Below are 19873 nucleotides of genomic sequence, written 5' to 3'. Positions count from 1 at the left end.
CTTCGCTTAAAGCCTTGACTCAGCCGTTTTAAGGGTTTGTATTAAACCCTTAATAAAGTGAGGTCAAGCTTATGAAAAAAACTATCTGTCTAACCTTGTGCGGCATTCTTGCCTTATCCCTTTTTACAGGCTGCGGAAAATCTAACGCAAAGCAGTCAGTATCCATCTATTCGATTATTCACGAAGAAGAAACTCAGGCGCTTACTGAGCTTTTTACTAAAAAAACAGGCATTCCTGCAAAATTTCTTCGCGCTTCTACCGGTGAACTTGTAAACCGCGTGCGTGCAGAAAAAGATAATCCTCAGGCAGACATACTTTTGGGAGGAGCCACCTCATATCATATCCAGCTGGATAAGGACGGAGCCCTTGAATCTTACCGCTCGCCTGTTGCAGCTAATCTTCCAAAATATGCAGTTGCTGAAGACGGAACCTGGACAGGTTTCTGCGTACTTTCTCTTGGAATTGGAATTAATGAAGACCGCTATAATCAGAAGTTTGCGGGTATTCCGGTACCTAAAACCTGGGATGACCTTGTAAATCCTGCATATAAGGGCGAAATCGTTCTTACAAACCCGGTTGCCTCTTCTACTGCTTACCTTTTTGTTCAGAATCAGCTTCAGCGTCTTGGCTGGGAAAAAGGCTGGGATTACCTTTTTAACCTTGCAGGCCTTGTTGGTCAGTTTCCTGACAGCGGCTCTGCACCTGGCCGCCTTATCGGAACCGGAGAATATGCCCTCTGCGTTACCTTCCTTCATGTAGTGAACAAATACCACTCAGACGGCTTTAAGGTTTACACAGTTGCGCCACTTCAAAGTGTAGTAGACATCGACTGTATTTCGATTATGAAAAATACAAAGAATCTTGAAGCGGCACAGAAGTTTGTTGATTTTATGCTTTCTGTAGAAGCTCAGGAGCTTATGAGTTCAATCGACTTTACAATGCCTGTAAATCCGGAAGCAAAGGGCGCCCCAGGTTCAATTCCTGTTACCCAGCTTGATTTAATTGAATATGATGTAAATAAAGCCGCTGCCCAGAAGGACGAAGTACTTGCAAAATGGACTGCAGAAGTAAAATAAGCTTTAATAAGCTAAAAATTGAAGACAGCCTCCCTCTTACCCTTGTCTGGCTGGGAGTCTGTCTCTTTCTATTAATCTGCATTCTTTCTCCTCTTGTTTATGTACTCTTAACACCGACAAAGGCAGACTTTGTAAAGGTTGGCACCACCGCTGTATGGCGAAAAACAGCCTTAAACACGCTGATAGAAGTAATCTGTTCTACCTCCGCCGCCGTTGCCATTGGTTATGTATATGCCTTTGCGGTGGTAAAAGGCGCCGTACCCTTCCGCCGCTTCTTTACTTTTGTACCATTTTTGCACCTGGTTACACCGCCATTTGTAGGGGGCCTTGCCTTCATCCTTCTTTTAGGACGACAGGGCTTTATTACAAAAACTATGCTCGGACTGGACGTCAACCTTTACGGCTTTTGGGGCCTTTTGATTGCCCAGGCTCTATGTTTCTTTCCCATGGCCTACATGATTTGCGTGCAGACACTGGAAAATATAAATCCAAATCTTGAGCAGGCGGCACGGTCGCTTGGCGGGGGGCACTTAAAAATCTTTTTAAAGATTACCCTTCCCCTTTCCCTTCCGGGACTGATTTCTTCTGCCCTCTATATAGCGGTTTCTGTAATGAGTGATTTCGGAAACCCTATGATTGTTGCGGGCCGCTACAAGGTTCTTGCCGTAGAAATCTATACCCAGCTTACCGGCTGGATGAACGGAAGAATAAGCGCCGTACTTGGAATTATCCTTATCATTCCTTCGATTATTCTTTTTGTTTTGCAGAATAAGTTTGTTTCAAAAAATATGGAAAAACTGGCGGTTGTAGGCGGACGATCTCAGCTTACAGCAGAAAATAAACTGCCGCTTTTACCACGCATTCTGCTCACAGCCTTCTGCTTTTTTATTACCCTTTGCGTAATTTTGCAGTTTGCAGCCATTATTGCGGGTGCCTTCCAAAAAGTATGGGGCATTAATTTTACCCCGACTTTAAGTCACATAAAGACAATTGCCCGCTGTAAAAATGAACTTTTAAACAGCATCCGCTTTGCTCTGGAAGCCGCCACCATCAGCACTTTGATTGCAAGCCTTGCTGCATATTTTACCTTCCGCACAAAGGCACCGCTTGCAAAATACATTGATGCAGTAATCCAGCTGCCGGCAGCCGTTCCGGGAACTCTCTACGGTCTTGCAATTTCACTCCTAGCCGCAAAAGTCAACTTTTATAAATCAAACCTCTTGATTGTAATGGCAATCACAATCGGCTTTATACCATTTTCTTACCGGGCAATCTCTGCCTCTTACTCGCAGATAAAAAAATCCCTGGACGACAGTGCCCGCGCGCTGGGGGCTTCCGGCTTAAAGCTTCTCTTTTTTATTCTGATGCCGCTTTCAAAAGAAGGCCTTTTCAACTCTTTTATTTATGACTTTATGCGGGGAGTCGGCACAATGAGCGCGGTAATATTTTTAGTCTCTTTTGACACACCGCTTTCGTCGGTAAAGATTCTAAACCTTGCAGAAGAAGGCTTCTGGGGTGACTCAGCTGCCCTTGCCCTTGTTCTGACACTTATAACCTTTGCTCTTTTACTTATTGGAAAATCAACGCTGAAATTATGGGGACGCAAAAAATGAAAGAGTTTTCTGATTTTGAAGCCGCTTTAAGCATTAAAAACGTAACTTTCTCATATAAAAACGGGAAAAATGCCCCGGGCACGGAGGTACCAGCCCCGGCTACAATAGAAAATCTTTCTCTTGATGTAGAAAAAGGCAGTTTTACAACCCTTTTGGGCCCAAGCGGCTGCGGAAAAACTACCCTTTTACGTCTGATTTCGGGATTTTTGCAGCCAGCCGGCGGAGAAATTGAACTTTTTGGCGTAAATCAAAAAGGAATTGCGCCGGACAAACGAAAAATTGGAATGGTTTTTCAAGATTACGCCCTTTTCCCTCACATGACAGTGCGCCAGAATATTCAGTTCGGCTTAAAAATCAAAAAGGACCGGGATTTTCAGAAAAAAACTAGCGAAATTGCCGCTACCCTTGATTTATCATCGCTTTTAGACCGCTATCCAAATGAACTTTCCGGCGGTCAGCAGCAGCGAGTTGCCCTTGCCCGAGCCTTTGTTTTAAATCCCCAGATTTTACTCATGGACGAGCCTCTTTCAAGCCTTGATGCAAAACTCCGCGAAAAAGTCCGTGAAGAACTGCGCGCAATTCAGCGGGAATTAAAAATCACAACCGTGTATGTTACCCATGATCAGGAAGAAGCCCTTTCCCTTTCAGACAGAATTGCAGTTATGAACGGCGGAAAGATTTTGCAGTACGGAGTTCCCCGCGACCTTTACTTTAAGCCCCACGACAATTTTACCGCAGACTTTGCCGGCCGCGCTAACTTTATAGAACTTGAAGGCCAGTCTTACATCATACGCCCAGAATGGTTTGAGCTAAACAAGAGGACTGCCCCGGGCGACCTGGAAGGAACAGTAAAATCTGCAAGCTTCCTTGGCGACCGCACCCGCTTTGTAATCGAAACGACTTTTATAAAAGAAAAAGCCTGCCAGACAATCATCACAGCAGACTTAAAAACTCTGGATACAAACTCCCTCAACCCCGGAAGCCCCGTCTCGCTCAATATCAATCACAAGTGGTGTAATATATAGAACTGATTATAGGCTGTCTTTGTCCGTCAAACTGGGAGGACGTTTCCGTCTAGCTAGACGGACGCTTCCGTCAAACTGGGCGGACATATCAGTCAAGCTAGGCGGACATATCCGTCTAACTAGGAGAATTTTTCCGTGCAGTAAGAAGGACTTTAATTTTTTATTTACTGCTAAGCCTGTGGGCAAGGTTTTTCCATAGGTTTGAAATATAGGCATCACGCAGCCTCAAATGCTGAGGCAGTGTCGGCGTTCTGTCATAAAGCATGTGGATATACTGGTCTTTTACCCCGCCGAAATCAAGAATTTCTACAGTATAAACACTCGGAACATCAGGGTGATAGGAGTTTCTGATAGAAACAATGGTTCCCTTTAATTTTAAATCATAAAGCTCAGATAAAATTGAAAGCTGAATAGGCTCACCCAGGTAAAGAATATCCGCCTCATCAGTAAAGATATCAACAGAATGTTCTGTAAGCCTTGTCGTAACTCCGTCTGCCTGCTTGCCGTCGCCTTTTACAATAGAAATTGCTTCTGTTGCAAAAACCTTAACGTTTTCACCGTCATTATCACGGCCGATTACAATAAAAAGGCTCATAGCCAGGTAGTAGCTGTTTCTTACCAGCCAGAAAACAACCGCAAGAATACCCACATACTTCATTAAAAAAAGCATGTAGCCCATTCGTACAATACCCGCAAGGGTCAAAAGCAGAATTAAAACAAAAGGAATAAGCGAGCCTTTATCAATTACCCGCTTTAAGCTAACTTTGTCCTTTCTGGTAACCTTGAAGGTAGAAAGTGTAATTCCCAGCCCTTCTTTGATGATAGGAAGCAAGAGGAATGGCATTACAGAAGTTTCGTAAATACCGCTCCACTGGGCAGAAATCTTTCCCTTACTTGTTGTTCTGATAGAAATTGTCTGCATAACGTGCATAGGAAACCAGAAAAGCAGAAGGTCCATCAAATTACATTTGAAAATCGGAATACAGAATACTGCAAACATCAATGGTGCAAGAAGATAAATAAAGTTCTTTATAGGAGAGAACCAGTACAAAACAGAACTCAGATAACTCAATTTCTGAGAAAGAGAAAGATTTTTTCTGCGGAAGAACTTAAGCTGTTTTGCAGTTGCAATAACGCCACGGCCCCAGCGGGTTCTCTGTTGAATGTGTTCTTTAAATGAAGAAGGCGCAATACCGGAAGCCAGCGGCGTAGAAAGTCCAAGGCTGAGATAACCGGCCGATTCAATCAGCATACCGGTAGCAAAATCTTCCGTAATGGACTTGGTATAAAAACCGCCTATGTCATCAAGGGCTTTGCGGGAAAGGATTGTATTTGAACCGCCGTAAATTACGCTATTGCTGGAAGTTTTTGCCGCTTCGATAATGTCGTAAAAATAATCCTGTTCGTTTGGAACGATATGCTCTGCATAAAGATTATGCTGGAAAACGTCAGGAGTATAGAAAGACTGAGGAGTCTGAATAAAACCAAGGTGGCGGCGCTGCTCTTGTGGAAGATTTTCATTGATTTTTTCCGCATCAACAAAATAAGGAATTGTCTTAAGAAGAAATTTTCTCTGAGGAATCATATCGGCATCAAAGGTAACCACATAAGGAGAATTAGAGCGTGCCAGTGCCGCGTTCAAGTTTCCGGCTTTTGCCCCCTGATTGTCCGGGCGGTCAAAATAGTTAATGCCAAGCTCCTCTGCCAGTGCCCTCATCTGAGGCCTGCGGTTATCATCACAAAGATAAATATGCACCTTGGCCTTGTCAGGGTATTCCATATATTTACAGCCGATAATTGTCTTTCGTAAAATTTCTGCCGGCTCATTGTAGGTGGCAATAAAAATATCAACGTCCGGGTATTCGTCATCAGCGATTTTTGGAAGAGGATGACTGCGAAGCTTGAGCATGCCGCTGAAATGAATAAGCGATTCTCCAAAACCAAGAAGCTCAACTGCAAGAAGAAGTAAGTTTCCCGCAATTGCAATCCAGCCGTAGGCAAAGGGTACAGAAAAAGTAACTCGCCAGCAAAGATATATCAGCGTAGAAAAGCTGCTTAAAAATAGAAATAGATCGCCGACAAAGTTTCCTTCCCCTTTCTTGCCTTCCTCATCTTCCTTACCAGACTTTTCCCTGTATTTTAATAAATCATCATAGCTTGCAATTTTCTTGTGCTTAAAGTGCTTTCCAATTTTAAGAAGAATTAAAATAAAGAGAAGAAGTGCGAAAATCGGAATTGCAAAATTAATCCATACCAGATAAGGCCTTGTTCGCCAGAGCACTTTCATTTCATACAGTAAATTGAACTTTACCTGAATGTCATCCAGATTTTCACCGTGGAAAAGGGCCCTTGCATAAAGTCCGTAGGAAGTTAAATCTTCATTGATAAGGTATTCACTGGCTCGGGAATCTTCCTTAATAATTGCCGCAGCCTCTGCCTTGTTGGAAATATTCCAGATTGTATAGCTTAAATGAAGGGAATCAAGTAAATCAAACCAGATTTTCGTGCTTTCAAAATCAATTTTTCCGTTACCAGATTCTTCACAAAAGCCGCATTCAGAAATAAAAATCGGAGTTCCGCCGCCTGCAACATCAATCAGCTTTTGTCGGAAATCATCCTTATGAGAAGCCGCATAAAAATGGTAGGTATACATTATGTTATTAAAATCAAGCGGATCAGCGGCTGCAAACTGAATTTCGCGGTCAAAGTTCGGAGTTCCCACAAGAATAAGGGCATTTGCATTATGCCTTCTGATAACAGGAATTACGATGTTTGCATATTCCTTGATGTCTGCCCATGTAGTTTCGCCGTTTGGTTCATTACAGATTTCATAAATGATGTTTGGAACTTCTGCATATTCCTTGGCAATCTGATTAAAAAAGTTGATTGCTTCTGGCAGGTATTTATTTGGATCTTTATCTTCAAGAACATGCCAGTCAACGATTACATACATATCGTTGTCGATGGCATATTCAATTCCCTTGTGCAAAAGCTTTAAGTTCTTTTTTCGGTCTCCGTTTACATAATCTTCCGAATACATGGCAAGACGGATAAGGTTTGTATTCCATTCCGTACTCAGCTGATTAAAAAGATGATAATTTATGTATTTTGGAAACCAGGAAAGGCCGTGGGTACTGACACCGTTCAGCACTACCCGCCGCTGGTTGGTGTCGTAAAGCTCAGTACCTTCTACATGAAGCATGCCGCTTGAAGAAGGCCTGGCTGTAAAATAGAGCTGGCTGAAAGCTGAGCTTCCCGAAAGAAATAAAAATAAAAAAAAGACTGTTATAAAATATTTGTTTCGCACAAAATCAGTATATTATACTAACTTATGACCCGCAACTTTTTTTATTTTTGAGGGAAACCGGCAATTTAGCAGTTGAACCACTGGGCTGCAGTTTCGTCTGCAAGCTGAATGAGCACTACAAGAGGATTCTGCAAAAAGTTTGAGTAGTTGTAGCCTTCAGATTCACTTAAATCAGAAAATCCCATGTGGCGGCTTACAGCTTCCAGAACGTGACGCTTTTTGATGTAAGACGGCATGATTTCAAGCAGCTTGAGGACTGATTCGTTTCCGTGTCCAAGGTTGCGGTTTTCTGCCTTTGATTTATAGTAAGGCTGTTTAATCCAGTTACCGGTGATGTCCTTTGCGTTGCGGTATTCTACACCGTAAAAATCAGTTTTGCAGAAGTCGTGAACCAAGGCTGCCACAAAAATATCTTCTGCTGTTACAGGATATTTTTCTGCATCCGGGCTTGTCCAGAAGTTTTCAAGCAAAGGACGGGCAAGAAGCAAAGCCTGCTGAATGACCTTAAGGGTGTGGAGGCTCAGGCCTGCCTTAAAGTTTCCATGAAAGCGGGTACTTGCCGGGGCAGTCCAGAAATCTGATGAATCAAGCCAGTCCAGAAGACTTGCAGATTCGTTTTTATCTTTAATGATGTAGCCTGTCATTTCTGTAATGCAGGGCTTAATTGATTCAAGAACATAAGTGCCGTTTGACTGAATCGGGCTGAACTGATTAAAAATATCCAAAAGCTCGTTGATGTCTGTGTATAACGTTTCTTTTTCTTCTTCTGTCATTAATATTTCCTTTTATATTTAATTATCGTTTTTGTTTTGTGTCATTATCGGGCTTGACCCGATAATCTATTCCAGTATCGTAATCTCTACGCGTCGGTTACGGGCGCGGCCTTCCGCAGTGGTATTATCGGCAACCGGCTTATTACCCCCGCTACCCTTGCAGATAAATCTTCCTGCCTGAATACCCCGCTTTGCAAGTTCTTCTGCAATTGTGCGGGCACGGCTTAAAGAAAGCTCCATCTCACCGTCTGTACTGCCGACTCGGGCTGTATGTCCTTCAATCAAAAACTGAGACTCTCCTGCCTCTTTAAGTACGGCTGCAATATTGTCCAGACGTTTCTGCTCACCCGGAAGAAGCTTGTCACTGTCTGCTTCAAACTGCAGATCCTGAATTGTAAGGCGGAGTCCAGCCGGTGTCTGGTCTACTGTGATGGCTGCGGCATTCTTCTTTGGAAGTTCCGGCAATTCATCAGGATTAAAGGCTGTTGTTAAATCACTTTTTACCTGAGGCTCTAAATCTTCAGAAAAAGCTTCGGCCTGCAGGCTGTCATCAACAGGAAGGTCTGCCATGGCAATATCAACTCTTTCCTGCGGTATATCGGTATCAAGCGCAGTATCTTCTTTTTCAACAAGGAGAGACACGCTTGTTTCTGGTAAAGTTTTTTTCGTTACAGGTACAGCCTCTCTTAGTTTTGCCTCTTCCTCTTCATCAATCATAGCAAAACGGCGAAGGGCTGGAAGAAGCCTGTCTCGGTTTACGCTTGGCGGATATTCTGTAAAGAGATTTATTGTTCCCTTAAGGTGAATCTGATTTCCGTCTGAATAAACAAAAGTTTCATCTACTGTATCGCGGACAACAAGAGCCGCTCCGCTTGCCTTGCTTACCAAAATTGAAGCCTTGTGAGTTCCCATTGCCTTCTGAAGCTCGCGGTCTCCGCCCCAGTCAATGTAAGAAGTGCCGCTTCCCATTCCATAGCGGGTTGCCCACTGGGCATTAATGCGGTATACAGGTTCCCCGTTCAAAGTTTCGTCACCGGCATAGGTGTATTCCACATAAATAGGCATTTTGGTAACGACTCCCTTGTTCAAAGGGTCAACTGCGCGTTCTGCCTTTGCCTGCCAGCGTTCACCCAGCTGAATTTTATGAGCCGGATAACTTGGAAAGCTTCTGAAACTTGGGTAACCATGGTCTTCTACCATTGTCAAAATGCCGTCCTTTCCGATTCTGAAAACCGAAAGAATTGAATCGTGAATGCCAGAAGCAACCGATGATGAATTTCTCTGAGTTTTTTCGTTTACAAAAAAGTTTCCTTCATAAAGATAGCCGTTGCTCTGTGAAACCGGCGTAATAAAGGAACGGACTTCGCGGCTCATAAGGCCTACATATTTATTATTGTCATAACGAAGGAGATCCGTGCGCTCAACAAGGGTGTAAGTCGGGCTTCCATTATATGAAATCTGACTTTGCGCCGTGACATTTAAAATAAAAAATCCTTCCAGAAGCGCTGATGTAAGTAAAAACTTGCAGCCTGCGCCCGAAAGGATTTTCTTGATTTTCGACATTTCTAACATAATGCAATTATTATATAGGAAATAAGTGCATTTAGAAAGTATGCCGTTTGAAAATCAGTTTACTTATGATTAATCAAAAGTAAAGGCGATTAAGAGTTTTGCAACAAAGTCAGCACTCTTAAGAGTAAAGTCTGTACCCCTTAAGTCTGAACTTGTACACTTATCAGAAAGTCCTCTTACTCCAAGTTCAAAACCTGGTCTGAAATAATCAATACCAAAGTTGAAGGTTGTTGTAAGACCAAGTTCTGCAAATACCTGGAAATCTTTGATATTGCCAAAACCAACTTTCATACCAGCCTGGGCTGTAGGACAAAGAGTAAAGAAATTGAAACTCAAAGGAACTCTGATGGCAGCACCTGCACCAAAAAGATTCATGTCTTCTGTACCGAATTTTGTGTGCTGATATTCAAAAACTCCGCCAAAAATACCGAATTCATTTGGGAATACTTCTACTGCAATGTTAAAGCTGTTTGCTAAATCAATATTTTCTTCACTTTTTCCAATTGGGAAAAGCATACCGCCGGCAATACCAACATAATATGGATTATCAATACCTTCAAAACTTACATCAAAAGTTCCCTTCTTCTTTTTCTTTGAAGATTTTTTTGAAGTAGATTTTACATCAGAGGCCGATTTTGAGCTTGTCTTTGAAGCAGATTTCTTTTCCTTTTTACCTTCGTTAATAGAAGAAATTCGGAAAAGTCCGTGCTCTTTTGCCCATACTACCTTAGAAAGATTTTCTTCTGTTGCATTTTCGCCGGAATAATTATTGTAAAGGTTATAGGCAACCGCATAGCGGAGACCTTCAATCGGGTCAAAAGCAAATTCAGCGGCTACACGATTACGGATTTTTGTAGAACCGTGGCGGAGGATTTCATCAAATTCATCCTCACCGTTAGCAGCTGCGTAATCATAAGAAATAAACTTTACGATAGAAGTGTAATCGTTAGCAGAATCTGTAAGAGCGGCCTTAAATTTTGCTGCGCGGTCAGCTTTTACAGCATTTTCGTCAGCGGCTTTTTTTGCCTTTTCGATTAAATCAAGGGCCAGCTTTGCAGGAATAGAAAAGTTTGTTGAATCGCGGCCGGCAGCCTTCCATGTGTTGATTCCCACAACTTCATAACCGGTCGGAGCAGCTTTTGATTCAATCAAAAGAGGGCCACCAGAGTTTCCGGCATCAATCTGAGCGGAATGCTGGATTACGGTTGAAATTGAAGGGTCAATTAAATCCTTAATGCGGGCTGTAGCATTTGTTACGCTTCCCTTTCCGAACTGCCATACAGGATCGTTTCCAAGGCCTGGGAAACCAGCTGAACAAACGTTCTGACCATCAGAAACTTTTGCAGAAGAAAGTGTAAGGCCTGATTTGAAAGGCTTTGCATTTGCTTCGAACTTCAAGACAGCAAGGTCGATGTCGTCATCTGTGATTACAACAGAAAGATTTTCATATTTTGTTGTGCTGCCGTTTTCATTTTCAAATTCGATTGAAGCAGAAGCGGCCTGGCTTACAACGTGACGGTTTGTGATTACATAGTTTGTTCCGTCTTTATCAACGTAAACAAAGCCTGAACCAAAACCGCCCTTAAGATATGCGTCTACATATTCTGCGTAAGAAGCATATCCGCGGCCCTTAAGAGAGCTTGCAAGTTCCTTGAGGAATTCCTCATGAGCTGGATAATATTTTTCGCGGACAATACCTACATAATTTTTTACCTGAGCCGAAAGAGCGGCAGCAAAAGAAAGTGTCAGCAAAGCTGAAATAATCTTTTTCATTTTATAAAGCTCCTACTCTGAATCTGAAGCTTCTTCAGATCCATCTTCAGAATTATCTTCTTCCACAAGCATATCGTCAATTTTTTTATACCAGTCTGCAAAAGAATAACCTGTTGGCTCATAATAGAAGGTCTTTTTGATAGTTTCCAAATCTTCTTCTGTGATTTCTTCAAGGCTGGCACGGCAGAGGTCATACTGCTTCTTTGTAACCTTGTTCAATGCAAGCTGTGCATCATCATAATTGTCTTTTACAGAAGCAGAAAGCTCAAAAGCCCAGCCTTTAGCAGTAAAAGTAAAATCTCCAAGATAAAGGAATTTTTCTTTTTCTGGAACTGTTACCTTAAAGTTCAATGGCAGTCTTACAGGAAGATAGTAAGAGCCGCCTACAAAAAGTGTAATGCTAGAAAAATACAAAGTGCGGTCTTTAAGAAGCTTATACTGAACAAAGAAGTAACCGCCGTTTACTCCCCAGGCCTGTTTGTCGAATTTAATAAGTTCCTTCCACTTATGAACATTGGTCAAAAGACCGGCAGAACCCGGAATATATGGAAGGGCATAAATGTCCGGATAATTTCTCTTATCTTCATCAACTTCAAAAGTATCAAATAAGAAGTTTTTGTCTGCATCTGTTGAAAAATTAAGGCGGCCAACAACTGTTACTTCATTTCCGCCAGGAATATCAATATATTTTGATTTTGCAGAAAGTCCACTGCAAAGGGCTGTAAATAATACACCGCAAATTAAGATTTTATTTTTCATTCTGACCACTCCTCTACATATTCATCAATAAGGGGTTCCCATGCTGTTCCCGCATAAGCCTTTGAAGCTTTTTCAAAACATTTTCTAATTCTATTTCTGTAGCTAGGAATTTTATGCCACTCTTCCATATCGTTTGTAAGCTTTCCGATTACAAGGGCACCTGATTCTTTGATTGCATCAATATCAATTTCAGGATAATAAACATAAAGTCCTGGTTTTGCAGGAACTTCGATTCTATGACCATAAGTCATTTTATTAGTCTGGGTGGCATTAAGGTATGGAAATGCTATTGAACCATCAATAGATGGTATTCCAGCCCATGTAATTTTTTCCAGACTAGGATAATAAATCATATAGCATGAACCAGGAACGAGAGGTTCTGTTGCACCGCCATTCTTAGCAGATGCGGAAGCTTTTCCTGCAGGGTAAGCAGGATTAATCTGTACCAGATGGGTATCAGTTGAATAAGCATCAAATTCAACAAAAATCATAACAACGGAATTTTCTGGTGTCATTTCTGTTGCTTTTTCAGTTAAAGCTGTACCGCCTGTTGTCAAACAACTTGTAAACATTACCGCAGAAAGCATAGCTGCCACGGTAAACCTCAATAAAGATTTCATAAATCCTCCTTTTATTAGTGGTTTTATTTTTCCATATATATAAATGTTTTACCACAATACAAGAGACAGGGATGGATGTCAATAATGTGAGTTTCTACTTTTCATTAAATGCAATGGCGCCGTCCCAGTTCTGCGGCGGATTGGCTATGAAATCTTCGCAGCGGGCAAGCATGAGTTTTGTTGCCTTATCTGAAGGGGCAGCTTCCAGGGCTTTTTCAAAATACTCTTTTGCAAGATTAAAGACACCCTTTTGATATAGGGCAAGTCCTTTATCATAAGAATCGCGGTAGAGGTCAGAAAAATCTGCAAGTTCACGGTCTACGGCAAAAATATGAACAGCCTTTGCTTTACCCTTCACTTTTACATCATCCAGATGGCGGAAAATAAACTCATCAGATTTAATGTCATTTTTAACAGAGCCGCTTACAAGAATCTTTGTGCCGTATTTTTTTGTAAGTCCTTCAAGGCGGCTTGCAAGGTTTACGTTATCACCGATTACAGAATAATCAGTTTTATCATCAGAACCGATGGAACCGACAATTACATCACCGTAATGAATGCCGATTCCTGTATCAAAAGACATGCCGTCAGGAAGCACAAGGTCTTCAAGAGGAACTGTGGCAAGGGCTTCCCTCATTTCGTTGGCGGCGGCTACTGCTCTGAGGGCGTTATCTTCATAACTTACAGGGGCGCCGAACAAGGCCATAATTGCATCCCCAATAAATTTATCAACAGTTCCACCGTGTTTTTTGATAATGGTTGTCATGATTGTAAAATAGCGGTTCAAAAATGCAACGATTACTTCTGGCTTGTTGTGCTCGCTGATATTTGTAAAGGAACGGATATCGCTGAAAAGAATGGCAACGTCGCGTTTTTCTCCAACTGTTACTTTTTCATTTTTTTCTGCCTCGTCTACAAGTTCATCAATAATCTGTTCAGGAACAAAACGGCTGAAGGCTTTACGGATATTTCGTTCAAATTTGATTTTCTGTTTTTCTTTCAGGGCAGTTTCAAGAAGCAGAGCCGCTTCCTTTACCATATAAGAAAAGATTTCTGTCTGTTTTACTGTAAAGGCACCTTCACGAACTACGCTCAAAGTACCGAATGATTTTCCTTCGCTGTTTGTAAAAACAAAGGCCTGATAGGCAGAAAGAGGAATTACGTCTGAGTGATATTTTTCAAGCTGGACTTCTGTACTCAGCTTTTGAGGAATAAAGTTTGTCATATTCTGAGTCGGGAAGCGCTTTTCAAAATCATTTACGCAGACTTTCAAAAAGTCATTTGTTTCTGTTTCGGTAAAGTTTTCTCCGCAGATATAGTAGCCTTCTGCCCCATCATCATCATTCATAATGATTGCTGCGGCTGGAATCTGGCATACTTCTGTAATAAGGTTCAAAAGTTCATTTACGATTTTAGAAAAAGCGTCCAGATGGTCTATCATAAAGAAGATTTTCTGAAAGCTTCCGTTTTTGATTGTGTCGTATTTTTCAGGAACTGCAAGTTCTGTATTCTTTTTTTCGCAAAGTTCTTCTATATTATTAGCAATATCTTCCGGCTTAAAAATGATAAAGAGGTCGGCTCCGCAGGTTGTTTTGAATTCGGCAGGAAAAACAAAGTCACTTGTTACGTAAATTCCAATAGGAATATTCTTAAAGCGGGAAACACTTTTGATTAAGCGGCAGATTTCTATGCAGGAAGGATTCATGTTTCTTGCATTGATTAATACGGCATCAGGCAGCATGTTATAAAGCGTTACTAAAAATCTGATTCCGTTTGTGTCAAAGCTGAGTTCCAGTTCTGTTTTTTTAGTGCATTCTGTAAAAAGGGCCTGAAGTGTTGTAGTTGGCTCTAAAATAAGAATCTGCTTTTTCATTTCTGCTTTCCTCCGCTAATTTTGAAAAGCTCGTTTATTTTTTTAATCAATGCATCTCGCTTGAAATCTGCCTTACTGATAAAGGCTGTTGACTTGGCTATGTCTTTATTTGAAACCGCAATTACAGGGATATTTTTGTAATTTTCCATGCGGCGTACATTGTCCAAAAAGAGTTCGCCGTTCATGCGCGGCATGTCATCATCACATAAAATCAAATCAAACTGAGTTTCCTTGATTTTTGCCATTGCTTCAATTCCGTCGGCTGCTTCTTCTACCAGAAAACCGCGGCCTTCAATAATTGTGTGCTCGATAAGGCGGGTGGTTTCTGAATCTTCTACAATAAGAACCCGCTGAATGTGGCGGGCAGCATGGGCTTCAAAAACCTTCTGGTCGTATGGACGCATTGCGCGGAATTTTTTCATGATTTCCGGGATGTAGAGAATAGGAATCATGTCGTATTTTTCATCAAAAGCCAGGCCTTTTAAAATCGGGAAATTGGCGAAGGCAGGAGGCATTGGCTTTTTGATAAGGGAAACGAATTTCTGCATTTTATCTACGATAATTCCGATTTTCTGCTGCTGGAAATTTACCAGAAGGATTGAATCAAGAACTGCGTGTTTTGCAGGAGGCTGGCCCGGTAAAAGTGATGAAAGAGAATAAACCGGGATTTCTTCTCTTGTGCGTTCTGTTCCAGATTCGTTTTCCTGGGTGTAAATCAGGTATTTCTGATTCATCTTTTCTTCATAATCAAGGGCGCTGCCGGTTACAATGTCTACTACGAATTCTGAAGGAATAAGATATTTGCGGCCGTTGGCAAATACAAAAAAGCCCTGTAAATCCTTGTGATTCTGCAAGAAATTATCATCGTGGATGTAGCTCATAAGTTCATCATGGGAAATCAAAAGGGAATTCTGAAGAGTCTGAGTGTCTAGGGCTATCTGTTTGAAGGAATCGCGGGCAGTGCGCATGTCACCTTCCCGCACGGCGTTTTTCAAAAGGTCAACCTGATTCATGATGATATAGGAGCGGGCAATCATCTCTTCCTGCTGGTTTACAAAGTGGCCGATTTTAGAAGACTGAATATGAATAAGAGGATCTTTTTCTTCCGGTTTTATGGTTTGTGAAGTTTCGCCTTCCTGCTGCGGGTTCTGCAATAAAAGTGGATTTTCTTTTTTTGAAAGCAGATGAGAGGCATTGAAAATTTCTCCGGCAAGGGCTTTATCAAGGAAAATGAGATAAGTCTTTATGTCAGTTTCATTTACCTGGTCAAGTTCTCCCCTTTCTATAAGATTGCAGAAGTCAAAAAGTTTTTCTGATACTGCTTCAAAAAGAAGGAAAAGTGACTGTGAAAAAGTGATTTTCTTGTCTACAAGGGCCTTATAAACTTCTTCAAGAGAGCGGTAAAGCTTATAAACCGGATTAAAGCCTAAAAGAAGCGAATTGTTTTTTGTGATGCAGATAACGCGGAAAATTTCCCTGGCAATTTTAGGACGGTCTTTTAGGGCCTGGGCAAGCCACCTTGTTTCCAGAAGATAATTTTTAATGACAGGAGAATTTTCCAGTTCCATCGGAAGGATTTTTTCTGATTTTCCGGCGTCAGTTGAGAAAGTTTTCTTGAAGAATTCTGCTTTAGTTTCTGTCATTTTTTTCTGAAATAAAATACCTTGCCGTCTGAGCATTTTTCCAGCTCTTTTGGAATGATTGATTTTTCAATAGAAGCAATTTCACTCATTGAAACAAAAAGATAGCCGCCCGAATTAAGGCTTTCGTTTACAATTTTTTCAAGGATTTGCCTGCGCATTTCCATTGTAAAATAGATAAAAACGTTGCGAATAAAAATCAGGCTTAAATCTTTTGGAAAGACTGCTGCCTGGTCGCTGAGATTTAGCTGTTTTCTTTCTATTTTATTGCTGACTGCTGCCGGGAATGAAACTGACTTATCTGCTTTCTGAAAGGGAGCCAGAAGATAATGAAATTTTGCGCCGTCTATTTTTTTTGTAGTGCTGCTGGCATACAGGCCTGCCCTGCATTTTTCAAGAACCGATGAATTTATATCGCTTGCGATGCATTCACTTTTGATATTCAAAGACTGGGCAAGAAGATAAAGAGAATAGATTTCTTCTCCGCTGGAAGATGCTGCGCTCCAGATTCTCATAGGAGAAGTTCCAAGTTTTGCGCGAAGCTCGGGGAAAATCTTATCTTTTAAAAGCTGGAACTGGGCTTCTTCCCGGAAAAAATAAGTCTCGTTTACTGTGGCAGCGTTGATTAAAAGGTCGAATTCTTCTTTATTTAATCTTAAATATGAATGATAAGGAAGTCCCTGAGTATCAATTTCTTTTAGTCTTTTTTCAATAAAATTTTTGATACCGATTTTATGACTTTCGCGGGGAACAATGCCAGTCTGAGCGGTAATCAAAGCTATTATTGAAAGAAACTCACTTTCATCCATATTAAAATCCTTAAAAGTCCTACTTTACAAGTTTTAAAACTTCACCGGCGATTCTGTCACGAGGAAAAACCTTTGTAGCGGCATTCAGTTCAATGGCGGCAGCAGGCATTCCAAAAACTGTACAGGTAGATTTATCCTCACAGATTGTGTAGCCGCCGTTGTCTATGATTTCCTTGCAGCCTTCGGCACCGTCTCGTCCCATGCCTGTCATTAAAACTGCAAGGCAGTTATTTGCGTAATTTTTTGCGGCCGAGCGGAAAAGCTTATTTACTGCAGGACGCAAAAATCTCTCAGGCGGTTCATCAGAAAGATGCAGAACCGGAAGTTCATTTTTTACGTAATCAATTACAAGGTGCTTGTCTGCCGGAGCCAGGTAAGCGTGCCCGGCTTTTGCAATTTCTCCGTCGCGGGCAAGAGACATCGGAATATTCGGACAGGTTTCGCAAAACCATTTTGCCATTTTTTCATCAGCGCCAATATCAAGGTGCTGGGTGTATAAAACAGGAAGAGGAAAATTATTTCCAAGCCCTGAAAGCACCTTCTGAACTGCTGTCGGTCCGCCTGTTGAAGCTCCAATGCACAAAACCTTAAAGCCTTTCTTGCCAAGAACTTCGTGAACCGTGTCTTTTATAGAATGAGATTCTGCTGTTGTATGAAGGCTGCCTTTTACGTTTTTCAGTGCCTCCTGCACGCCTGCAACGAAAGCGTTCATTGTCTGGGCATTGTAGGCAGTAAGAGGCGGCTTTTTAGTAAAAAGTGCTGCCCCCGCGCTGATACACTCAGCTTTTACACTTAAATCATCTGAATAAATTACAACCGGAATGCCAAGTTCGCCTGTGATAATTTTAGTTGCTTCTGCGCCGTTTAATTCGGGCATATCATAATCGCTTAAAACAAAATCAACCTTTGTTTCGCGGCAAAAATCTACTGCTTTTCTTCCGTTTGAAACAAGCGATACTACTTCAAAACCGTTTTGTGTAAATGCCTTTTCAAATAAGCCTCTTGTAATTGCAGAATCGTCTGCAATCAGCATGCGAAGTTTACTCATAAATCCCCCACCTTTAAATCCTCCAGAAGTCTTTTTTCTACACCGTCCGCGTCAAAAAATGGAATCAGATTCATTTTATAGCGAATCCCGTCCGCGCGTACGTCATTTTCTTCAGGTTCAAAAAACATTTCTATATTGGAAATATGAAGGGCAAACTGATCGTCTTCGCGTTTAAAAACAAGAACAGTCCTGCCTTCAATTTCATTTTCACCATCATTAATCATTTTAGCATAATTCACCACTGTATAGGGCACACCACGGCAGTTTACAATTCCTTCTATATAATCAGGTACAAAAGGAAGAGGATGAATTTTTGCTGAATGCATAATTTCCTTTACAGACGAAGTTTTAATTGCGTATAAAGCTTTCTTCACTGAAAAAACAAGGAAACCTGATGCGCTAAGATTTTCACTCGTCATGGCTTGCATTATTCAAGTCCTCGGAGATTTTTCTTACGTTTTCGGCAGCTCCCGAAATATTGTCTGTGGCAACAGTAAAGTTTTCTACGCCCGCTGAAATTTCCTTAAGGGCGATAAGAATCTGCTCGCTGGCGCTGGCCTGCTGCTGGATAATGTCTGCAATATCAAGGGCGCTTGAAGCTGTAATTTCAGCAGATTTTTTGATGCTTTCGAATTTTTCTCCAAGGCCGTTTGCAGTTTCATAGCCGATGTTGATTTTTTCTGTACTGCTTTCTGAAGCAAGAATAAGGGAGTCTGACGAATGCTGAATCTCGTTGATTTTTTCCTTAATTTCCCGGGTTCCGTCGATAATTCCGTCTGAAAGGCGGCGGATTTCATTGGCAACAATTCGGAAGGATTTTCCGGCCTCTCCCGCTGTACTAGCTTCAAGTTCGGCATTGAAAGCGATGATTTTAGCCTGGTCTGCAACGTTATTAATGAGCGTTACAATATCCCAGATAGATTCAATCTTTTCGCTGAGGTTTTTAATTCCTTCGATTGTCTGCTGGTTAGCGTCAAAAATTTCATGCAGCTGCTGAACGTTGTGTTCAATCTGGGCAACACCCTGGGTTACGTCGGAAGAAGTGATGTTTGCAACGTTAGAAACGTCCTTAATCTTTTTTGAAATATTTTCTGAAAGGACGTTGGAATCTTCCATAGTTGCAACAATTTCTTTTACTGCGGCGCTTGAATCCTGGCTGGTAGCGGCTGTTTCCTTTGTAGAAACAACAAGGTTCTGGGCCGCTTCAAAAAGCTCTTCACCCATGTGCATTTCTTTTTCAGCTGATGCGTGAATCTGATGCATAAGGCTTTTGAGCTTGAGGATAATAATGACAAATACAATGAAAATTACAGCGCTTATAGAAAAGATGATTGTAATTCGTTTTTTTATCATATTAATAATGAAAGAAATTTCAAAATCACAGCCGATAAAGCCTACGTTTCTTCCGCTTGAGTTTTTAATTGCCTTGTAGGTAGAAACTGTCCAGCCCCAGCCCTTCTGATAAACCATTTTTGTAGAGGTGAGTTGGCCGGTTTTCATTGTTTCAAAAGGAGCAGAAGACCAGGAAGAAATGTTTTCTTCTGTACCCATTGGAGAAAAGCGCTCCTTGTCGGACGGGTCGCAGCTTCCATCTATAACATACTGATAAGTTGAACCTGAAACAGGGCTCATGGTGAAAAGATATTCACAGCCTACAACCTGAGCCACATCAAGCATCCAGAGTCTTGTCTGTTCAGCCCAAGGGTCATCTTTGTTCAGGCTCATTGTTAATTTTTCGAATTTATCTCCGTCTATGTGGTCAAAAACCTTTTCTACAACAGGGGCTCCCTGCATTTTTGCAAACTGTTCTGCTGTTTTTATGATAGACATGGCAGACATTAAAACAACTACAATCAGAGCGGCAAGAATGCCAATCGCAGGAATTGCAATCAACTTAAAGTTAAGTGATCTTCTGTTTTTTTCTTTTTTTGACATGATTTTACTCACTTTTAATTATAAAACAAATTTATGGGTTTAAATTTTAT

At 41.4% G+C, this 19873-nt stretch carries 15 protein-coding genes; 3 read left to right on the top strand and 12 right to left on the bottom strand.

Going from position 1 to position 19873, the window contains the following annotated elements:
- The first annotated feature begins 71 nt into the window (after window positions 1-71).
- Genes T530_RS0101970 through T530_RS0101960 form a run of 3 tightly spaced genes read left to right on the top strand, consistent with a single transcriptional unit; the run spans window position 72 to window position 3714 of the window.
- Entirely contained in the window at window positions 72-1076 is a 1005-nt protein-coding gene (locus T530_RS0101970; protein WP_027727565.1) for an ABC transporter substrate-binding protein, read from the top strand.
- Window positions 1055-2689, top strand: a complete 1635-nt coding sequence (locus T530_RS0101965) for an iron ABC transporter permease (protein ID WP_038073270.1) — start codon at window positions 1055-1057, stop codon at window positions 2687-2689. The genes T530_RS0101970 and T530_RS0101965 overlap by 22 nt, the downstream gene beginning before the upstream one ends.
- On the top strand, window positions 2686-3714 hold the full coding sequence (locus T530_RS0101960) for an ABC transporter ATP-binding protein (RefSeq protein WP_081773641.1): 1029 nt from the start codon (window positions 2686-2688) through the stop codon (window positions 3712-3714). Before T530_RS0101965 ends, T530_RS0101960 begins: the two co-directional genes overlap by 4 nt.
- Window positions 3715-3874: 160 nt before the next feature.
- On the opposite strand, the gene T530_RS13265 is transcribed toward T530_RS0101960, so the two are convergent.
- The 12 genes from T530_RS13265 to T530_RS14530 all read right to left on the bottom strand — a co-directional run bounded on the left by T530_RS13265 (window position 3875) and on the right by T530_RS14530 (window position 19823).
- Entirely contained in the window at window positions 3875-7021 is a 3147-nt protein-coding gene (locus T530_RS13265; RefSeq protein WP_252507345.1) for a cellulase family glycosylhydrolase, read from the bottom strand.
- A 65-nt stretch (window positions 7022-7086) separates the two neighbouring features.
- On the bottom strand, window positions 7087-7794 hold the full coding sequence (locus T530_RS14540) for an HD domain-containing protein (protein ID WP_051537748.1): 708 nt from the start codon (window positions 7792-7794) through the stop codon (window positions 7087-7089).
- A gap of 66 nt (window positions 7795-7860) precedes the next feature.
- Entirely contained in the window at window positions 7861-9366 is a 1506-nt protein-coding gene (locus T530_RS0101945) for an OmpA family protein (protein ID WP_081773640.1), read from the bottom strand.
- 69 nt (window positions 9367-9435) lie between these two features.
- Window positions 9436-11139, bottom strand: a complete 1704-nt coding sequence (locus T530_RS0101940; protein ID WP_027727561.1) for a S1C family serine protease — start codon at window positions 11137-11139, stop codon at window positions 9436-9438.
- A gap of 12 nt (window positions 11140-11151) precedes the next feature.
- The gene (locus tag T530_RS0101935) at window positions 11152-11898 is read right to left on the bottom strand and encodes a hypothetical protein (protein ID WP_027727560.1); all 747 of its coding nucleotides are present in this window, start codon (window positions 11896-11898) and stop codon (window positions 11152-11154) included.
- Window positions 11895-12518: a hypothetical protein gene (locus tag T530_RS0101930; RefSeq protein WP_156011489.1), complete on the bottom strand. Its 624-nt coding sequence runs from the start codon at window positions 12516-12518 to the stop codon at window positions 11895-11897. Before T530_RS0101930 ends, T530_RS0101935 begins: the two co-directional genes overlap by 4 nt.
- 94 nt (window positions 12519-12612) lie before the next feature.
- Entirely contained in the window at window positions 12613-14391 is a 1779-nt protein-coding gene (locus T530_RS0101925) for an adenylate/guanylate cyclase domain-containing protein (protein WP_027727558.1), read from the bottom strand.
- Window positions 14388-16034 (bottom strand): response regulator, encoded by a 1647-nt coding sequence (locus T530_RS0101920; RefSeq protein WP_027727557.1) that lies wholly within the window; start codon window positions 16032-16034, stop codon window positions 14388-14390. The genes T530_RS0101925 and T530_RS0101920 overlap by 4 nt, the downstream gene beginning before the upstream one ends.
- Window positions 16031-16840, bottom strand: coding sequence for a protein-glutamate O-methyltransferase CheR (locus T530_RS0101915; protein ID WP_027727556.1), 810 nt, complete (start codon window positions 16838-16840; stop codon window positions 16031-16033). Before T530_RS0101915 ends, T530_RS0101920 begins: the two co-directional genes overlap by 4 nt.
- A gap of 19 nt (window positions 16841-16859) precedes the next feature.
- Window positions 16860-17888, bottom strand: a complete 1029-nt coding sequence (locus tag T530_RS0101910) for a chemotaxis protein CheB (protein ID WP_027727555.1) — start codon at window positions 17886-17888, stop codon at window positions 16860-16862.
- Window positions 17885-18307, bottom strand: a complete 423-nt coding sequence (locus T530_RS14535; protein WP_027727554.1) for a chemotaxis protein CheW — start codon at window positions 18305-18307, stop codon at window positions 17885-17887. The genes T530_RS0101910 and T530_RS14535 overlap by 4 nt, the downstream gene beginning before the upstream one ends.
- The gene (locus T530_RS14530; protein ID WP_027727553.1) at window positions 18297-19823 is read right to left on the bottom strand and encodes a methyl-accepting chemotaxis protein; all 1527 of its coding nucleotides are present in this window, start codon (window positions 19821-19823) and stop codon (window positions 18297-18299) included. The genes T530_RS14535 and T530_RS14530 overlap by 11 nt, the downstream gene beginning before the upstream one ends.
- Window positions 19824-19873 lie beyond the last annotated feature (50 nt).

Source organism: Treponema sp. C6A8, from assembly GCF_000619925.1.
Lineage (GTDB): Bacteria > Spirochaetota > Spirochaetia > Treponematales > Treponemataceae > Treponema_D.
Note: the sequence above shows the minus strand (reverse complement) of the source record. Positions and strands in the feature narration are given on the sequence as shown.